3 protein-coding genes and 1 tRNA gene are annotated in these 7,560 nt (G+C 48.2%); 2 read left to right on the top strand and 2 right to left on the bottom strand.

Going from position 1 to position 7,560, the window contains the following annotated elements:
* Both CHL74_RS11775 and CHL74_RS11770 read left to right on the top strand, forming a co-directional pair.
* The coding region (locus CHL74_RS11775; protein ID WP_094881360.1) for a phage tail tape measure protein at nucleotides 1-4,007 on the top strand (4,007 nt) is incomplete at its 5' end.
* Nucleotides 4,007-5,902 (top strand): hypothetical protein, encoded by a 1,896-nt coding sequence (locus CHL74_RS11770; protein ID WP_094881358.1) that lies wholly within the window; start codon nucleotides 4,007-4,009, stop codon nucleotides 5,900-5,902. The genes CHL74_RS11775 and CHL74_RS11770, both read left to right, overlap by 1 nt.
* Here the strand turns inward: CHL74_RS11770 and CHL74_RS11765 are convergent.
* Nucleotides 5,891-7,039, bottom strand: a complete 1,149-nt coding sequence (locus CHL74_RS11765) for a site-specific integrase (RefSeq protein WP_094881356.1) — start codon at nucleotides 7,037-7,039, stop codon at nucleotides 5,891-5,893. The genes CHL74_RS11770 and CHL74_RS11765 overlap by 12 nt on opposite strands.
* 409 nt (nucleotides 7,040-7,448) lie before the next feature.
* Nucleotides 7,449-7,523: transfer RNA gene (locus tag CHL74_RS11760), tRNA-Arg, on the bottom strand.
* Nucleotides 7,524-7,560: the final 37 nt, after the last annotated feature.

Raw genomic sequence — 7,560 nt, 5'->3', positions numbered from 1 at the left:
CAAACCTCGAAAAAGCCATTGAGAAAGCGGCAGCAGCAGGAAACAAACAGCAGCTCACGAAGCTAAAGCGTGAACTGAAGGAAACCAATCGCCAAATCTCGCAGATTGAAAATGCTGCAAAAGGGGTAGAGCATGTTCTGCAACGACTCGATGAAACTTCGCCAAAGGAACTGAACCGCACATTGTCACAGCTGAAGCGTAACCTTAATGGGCTTGAACGTGGAAGCGAAGAGTGGAACAGACAATGTGAGGCGATAAAACGTGTAAAGGCGGAGATTGCCAAAGTGAACTCGCAACTGCGAGAGAATGAAAGTCTGTGGGAACGAATGAACCGAAAGTTGAACGATTGGCAAACAGCTCTTGCCGGCATTGCTGCTGCCATCACGGGTATCATCATGGCAGGACGCTCGGCGGTGAACGCTTTTGCGGATATGGACCAGGAGATGGCGAATGTGCGCAAATTTACGGGTATGAACGCTTCGGAGGTGGAGCAGCTGAATGAGGACTTCCAGAAGATTGACACTAGAACGGGGCGTGAGGAGTTGAATAAGTTGGCGCAGGAAGCTGGAAGATTGGGCAAAACATCGCAGGAGGATGTATTGGGATTTGTAAAAGCTGCCGACCAAATCAATGTGGCTTTGGACGACCTCGGTGATGGGGCTACGCTGACATTGAGTAAACTTACCAACATCTTCGGTGACGAGGAACGCCTCGGCACGGAGAAGGCTCTGCTTGCCGTGGGTTCTGTGATCAATGAGTTGTCGCAGAACTGCACGGCTTCTGCTCCTTATCTCGCAAACTTCACACAGCGCATGGCTGGCGTGGGTGCCCAGGCGAAGATGACTATCCCGGAAATCATGGGCTTCGCTGCGGTGCTGGATAGCCAGGGACAGGCGGTGGAGATGTCGGCAACTGCTGTTTCCAAAGTCATTATGGATATGTTCAAGGAGAACGACAAAATCATCAAGGCTACGGGTCTTAATGCGAAGGAGTTCAACGAAACGCTGAAGAAGAGCACTAACGAGGGACTTCTTATGTTGCTGGATCGTCTTCACGAACTCGGCAACATCGACGTACTGGCACCAGTCTTCAAGGATATGGGCGAGAATGGTGCTCGTGCTGCGCAGGTGATTTCGGCTCTTGCTGGCAACCTCGATATGGTGCGGTGGGAGCAGGAGGAAGCTACTAAGGCGTTTGCGGAGGGTACGTCTGTCACAAATGAGTTCAATGTGCAGAATACTACGGTGCAGGCAGGACTTGACAAGGCTCGCAAGGGCGTGACGGAGATGGCGGTGGCACTCGGTGAGCAGCTGCAGCCGATAATGAAGCATGTCATCTCTTCCACCACTTTGTTGTTGAAGTTCATGTCTACTTCAATCACGTTCATCAAGGAGAACGCTTTTACCTTGGCTTCGCTGACTGCTGCTTTCATTGCATATAAGATTGCGGTGAACGCTTCAAACATTGCCTTCAAGGCGCATTATGCGTGGCTCGTCATTTCCAAGGCTGCGACTACGGCATACAAGACCACGGTCGCCACATTGCACGCTGCACACCTTTTGTTACAGATGGGGCTCGCCAAACTGCAGGGCAACTGGGTACGTCAGTCATGGCTGATGTCGGACCTCAAAAAGCAGGGTGCTCTGCTCGCATCGGGCTATGGTGCGATAGCAGCCGGAGCCATTGCTCTCGGTGCGGTTCTGTATAAGTTATACAAGAAGATGACGGAGGTGTCGCAAGCAGAAAAGGATTTGCAGGAGATACGCAAGCGTGGGCAAGAGGGCATCATCGACGAGAAGAACAAGATTGATGCTCTTATTGCGGTGGCTCGCGATGAAACGCAGTCGCTGAAGGACAGACACACGGCGATTGATGCGCTCAACAAGATTATCCCGAACTATAATGCCCAGTTGGATGATACTACGGGCAAGTATAAGGAGAACAAGAAGGCTCTTGATGATTACTTGAAGTCGTTGACTCGCAAGTATGAGATTGAGGGTGCTAAGGATAAGTTGCGTGATATCGGAAAGCAGCGTGTCGACCTTAATCTGGAAAAGCAGAGGCAGGAGCGTGTCGTTGCCATGGATGAGATGGAGGCAAGGACGGAAACGGTTATGCCTGGTCAGGAGGGAAAGGTGGTGCAGTTGGGTGTCAACTCGTTGCGTGCCTCAAACAGACGTGCACTTGCCAAGACGAAGGAGGACCTGGCGGAACTCGACCAGCGTGAGGCGAACATCTTAGGTATATATGGCGAAGACATCAAGAAGGAGGCACTCAATGAAGCGAAGAAAAAACAGAAGCAGGAACAGCAGACGCAGAACCCTCCATACACGCCTCCTAAGACGGACAAGAAAACGAAGACTGAGGATGTGCTCAAACCGCAGAAGGACTGGAAGACCAGGGAGCAGGCTCTCAACCGCATTGCGTATGCCAAAGGTGAGAAGGACTTCGAGGAGTACACGAACCGCATGACAGAGATTGATATTGAGTACAATCAGAAGGTTATGGCTAATGGCAAAGCTACGAGTGAACAGAAACTGGAAGCGGAAGCATCATACTATGAGGCGAAGAAGAAACTCGCTGATGACAAGAACATGCAATCGGCTAAGCAGGAGAACGAATACTATAATGAACTGGTTGCTACAGAGAAACAGCGGTACATTGATGGTAAGGTGGATCAAAAAACGTTTGATGATGCGCTTGAACTCATGGAGTTGGAGCATCTGCGTCGTTTGACGAAGGTCTACACGGACGGTTCTAAGGAGCAGCTGCAAGCGCAGAAGAATTATCAGAATAAGCTTGTTGAAAACCAAAAGCGCAATCAGAAGATCGTCGAGGACAACGAGAAGAAGCACCAGAAGGAGCTTGCCAAAATCAAAGAGGACTACTTCGGGGATAACAAGTCGGAGAAGAAAGAGAAATACACCAAAGATAGTGCTGCCCTCGATGAGGTTTTCAAACAGGAGATAAAGGCTGCTGGCGACGATGCTAAGGAGAAGTTGCGTATCGAGGAAGCGTATCAAAAGGCAAAGGTGGCACTGGCGAAGAAGTACGGTCAGGAGTACAACGACACAAGCAAGGACTTCCTCGAAAACATGACGGAGGACATCACGGAGTGGCTGAACTCGGACCTCGGACAGGCGGTGCAAGGCTCTTTTGACACGCTCACGTCGGGCATGTCTTCAATATTTTCGGGCATGACTTCGCTCATTCAGGCGGAACTGGAGATACAGACTGCTGCCATCGAGAAGCGGTATGACAAGGAGATATCGCAAGCGGAGGGCAACAACTACAAGGTGAAGAAGCTCGAGGAACAGAAGCAGAAGGAGCTGGCAAAGAAGAAGAACGAGGCGAACAAAAAGATGTTTGCCATGCAGGTAATACAAGCGGTGGCACAGACGGCACAGAACGCCATATCGGCGTATGGCTCTGCAGCGGCCATCCCTCTTGTGGGTTATATCCTGGCACCAGTGGCTGCTGCAATGGCGGTGGCTGCAGGAGCAATTCAGATTGCTGCAATCAAAAAGCAGCAGCAAGCGAGTGAAAGCCAGGGCTATGCCAAAGGTGGCTTTACTCCGAAAGGCTACAAGTTCCAAGAGGTGGGCGTGGTTCATGCCGGGGAATGGGTGGCTTCGCAGGAGATGCTTGCCAACCCGGTTGCGCGTCCTATCATCAACGCTCTGGACTATGCGCAGCGGACTAACACCATCGGATCCTTACGAGCCGATGATGTTAGTCGTACTATTGCGCCTGTAGCATATAGCACGCCACAGCAGCAACAGCCTATCATCGTGCAGCAGCAGTCGGACGGACTGGCAACAGCTGCAATCGTGCAGAACACAAAGGCAATGCAGAGTTATACCGATACGATGAAGCAGTTGGAGAAGCGGTTGAGCGAGCCTTTCGTCACGGTGAATACGGTCACGGGTGACACTGGCATCAAGCAAGCGCAGGATGAGTATAGTATTTTAATGAGAAACAAAACTCCTAAATCAAGACGTAAGTAATGGAAATTATTATTAATGGCAAACAAGCCTATCTGAAGAAGAACACTTCGTTTGACTTCATCTTCGAGAACCGTCTGTTTACGGGTAGCGACAGCTACACCTTGACTATCACGTTTCCACTAAAGGGATGCGCCCGAAATATAGCCATCTTCGGGCACATCCATAGAGCGGATGTTATCAAGTCAAAGGTGGTATTTGACTGTGACATCCGTGACGGTGCCTTCCTGAAGTCTGGCTCCATCACAATAACAGAAATATCGGACGTAGAAGTAAAAACGCAATTCTTGGAGGGACGCAGTGAGCAGAACTTTGACGAGACTTTTGATGACATCTATCTCAATGAAATGGAGTTGGGATATCCTGTTATCAGAAAAGGAATATCGGTTGCCGAGGGCATCACTGGTGTATATGGATATGTGGCTCTTCCATGGGTGAACAATCATTCGGGATTGATACACAATCCTTATACTTTGGGTAGCCATGTTATTACCGGCTTTGAATATCCGAATGAGGAGCACACGTTCCAGCCATACCTTATACATATATTAAAGGAGATATGCAAGGAGTTGGATTATACTTATGACTTCAGAAATTTGGAGCAATCACAATACAGTTCGCTTCTAATATGCAACACTCTTCCTGCATCGTGGGCTATATGGAATTTCGCAAAGGCTCTGCCTCATTGGACACTCACGGAGTTCTTCGAGCAATTGGAGCACTTTCTTTTTGGGGAGTTCGACATCAATCACAAGGCAAGGACTATCACATTCAACTTCTCTAACGATATGGCACAATCATCGGGTGCTTTCTTCATAGAGCGTGTCATTGACAGCTATACGGTGGAGGTGTCGCAGGATGATGAGTCGAAGTATCTTGCTTCGTGCAACTTGAAGTATGCGGACAACAATTCTCTGCTGTGGGATTACTACACTTGCGACTGGTATGTCCGGGCCAACAAACGAAATGCTGTCGTTTGTGAAACATTGAATGAGCTTATTCAAAAAACTACGCCTTTGAAGATTAGTGGCGTGTACAAAGGAGGTTTTGGTACTAACCCTGTCACTTACTGTCGAGGGTACCTACGCGACTCGTTGGGACACAAGATGTTTTACTGCAAGGAGAATGACACTTATTTCGTGATGTTCTGCTACAAGTCGGAGTTCGTGAAGAAAGTGCAGGACATGAGTTTTTATAGGTATTATAACCGTCTGCTGCCTATCAACCAGTTTGGACCTATGTACGCAGGGGAGGAAGCGGATGACCTTGAACTGAAAATTGTTCCGGCATGGATAGAGGGTACAGATGACAAATATGGCAACGTGCTGTTTCTTGACTGTGGAGAGATGGGGGATACTACTTCCTATAACGAGACGACTAACGGATCATGGGTGAGTGGCACCACAAATCATGGTTCTTTTGGTAGTACCGCCAATAGAAGATATGACGGACTGGATCCTACGCTTAATTATAATGCCGGTGACTTGGCACATGGCAAGGCGAGCCTTGAAATTTCTAAGGGGGAGAAAGATAAGGGGCAGGAATACTTCTCGTGTATCTATGTAGGATTTTGGGACGGCAGCACTGCTACGGGACATAAACAGCCACACCCGGTAATTGACAAGGTAGAGATTTTCGATGATTTTTCCTGGCAGACATCGGGACATACATTGCGACTTAACGAAGGTCTGTACAACTCGATGAGAAGCGTAATGCACAAGATTGACGGAAAGCAGAAGTTCCATTTCTCTTTCCTCTCTGACACAATACCTAATCCTCGTGCATTGTTCTACATACGTGGACAGAGGTATATATGCGAAAAAATAACTGCCACCTTCCATGAGTCGGGAAAGTCGCAGTTACTAAAGGGAATATTCTATCGTGTCTTAGCTGATTGAACGCTGCAGGGCTGTGGCATGGCGCTCGATGGTGGTGCGCAGCACCTTAGCGTAAATCTGTGTGGTCTTGATGTCCTGGTGCCCAAGCATACGAGCCACATTCTCTATAGGCACATCGTGAGCCAATGCCATTGTAGCGAAGGAGTGGCGAGCAACGTGGAAAGTCAACTTCTGCCTGAAGTGCAGTTCCATCTGTATCACATGAAGGTAGTCGTTGGCTTTCTGATTGCTTATCTTAGGCAGTTGGTAGTCGTACTTCTCAAGCACCTTCATCGCAGGAGAGAGGATAGGCGTGAAGAACTTCGTATCGGTCTTGATACGGCTACCATCGATGTAGTACATCTTGCCCTCCTTCTTCGTCATGCTCTCGAAGTCGAAGGTCTGTGTGTCGCAGAACGACAGACCGGTGTAGGCAGCGAAGATGAAGAGGTCACGCACCCTGGCAAGTTTGCCCTCGAACTTGTAGTTGCGCATGAGCTTCAGTTCAAGTTCGGTGAGCGGTTCACGTTCACGGCACTTGCCTCGCTTCAACGTCACCACTTGATAAGGATCCTGTGGGATTTCGCCCATCTGATAAAGTTGGCGAACCCACTTGTGGATTTTCTTGTGGTAGCCGTAACACGTCACATCGGTACGGGTGCCATCATGCAGCCAGTTGTCAAAGGCGATGATGTTCTTCGGAGTCAAGTCCCCATAGGTGTTGAGTTTACCGAATGTGCGCACGGTTTCAATGGCACAAATCTTGTGCTTGCGTGTACCTTCGCGCAAATCTTCTGCATCAAGAGCCAGTTCCATATAAGTAAGGAAACTCTTCTTTGAGTTGTCCGGCTCCTTGGTTTTCTCCTCTTCCTTCTTCTGCATGACCTCCTCGCCATAGAAGTGAAGATTGAAATTGTCCATGGTCATTTCCTCGTCAAGGACATCCATTGCCGTGACAATCTTCTTACACTTGCGGAGCAGCTGCGTCACCTCTTCTGATGCAGCCAATGTTTCCCACTCGTCAGGTGAAGCCATGCCCATAGGGAAGTACTTACGCTCGTTTCTTCCCAGATACACTCTCACCTCCACATAACCTTTGCCACGTTTAGCAGCAAGTTTTCTTCTGTCATAAATGACGTCAACAAATTGTTTTTCCATTTTCCTTGCGGATTTAGACGGCTTCATTGAGCATGGAGGCGAGAAAGGGAGAACACGATTTATTAATCTTTAATGTGAAAAATCATTAAAAATACCGGATTACGGGTTATTTAGCTGATTTGTAACGCAAGTTCACTAAACGTGTAACGCACTTTTGCGTAACGTGTAACGCAATGTGTAACGCATTTTTGGCTCGTCGTGTCACATTATGTCCTCTTCTGTACTCATAGCAGAATTCCACCGTGATGTTAGACAATAATGTTAACCTCTAAATAACCTAATATAGAAAATAGATTTTCCACTGAAAATCAGCCTATTATACGCAAAAAGAGGACTTTACGTTATGTAAAAGTCCTCTTTCTTTCAATTTGAAATTTCGTTCCTTGGTGACCCGCATGGGGTCACAAAGTGATTCCGTTGGGGTTCGAACCCAAGACCCACAGCTTAGAAGGCTGTTGCTCTAATCCAACTGAGCTACGGAACCAAAAGCGATTGCAAAGGTACATAATTTTTTTGATTTG

The organism is Prevotella sp. 885, assembly GCF_002265625.1.
Taxonomy (GTDB): Bacteria; Bacteroidota; Bacteroidia; order Bacteroidales; family Bacteroidaceae; genus Prevotella.
The sequence above is the reverse complement of the archived record's forward strand: the minus strand, read 5'-3'. Positions and strand labels throughout refer to the sequence as shown.

Coding starts and splice junctions, on each gene's coding strand:
- CHL74_RS11770 (WP_094881358.1), top strand. CDS start 4,007: ATGGAAATTATTATTAATGGCAAACAAGCCTATCTGAAGAAGAACACT.
- CHL74_RS11765 (WP_094881356.1), bottom strand. CDS start 7,039: ATGGAAAAACAATTTGTTGACGTCATTTATGACAGAAGAAAACTTGCT.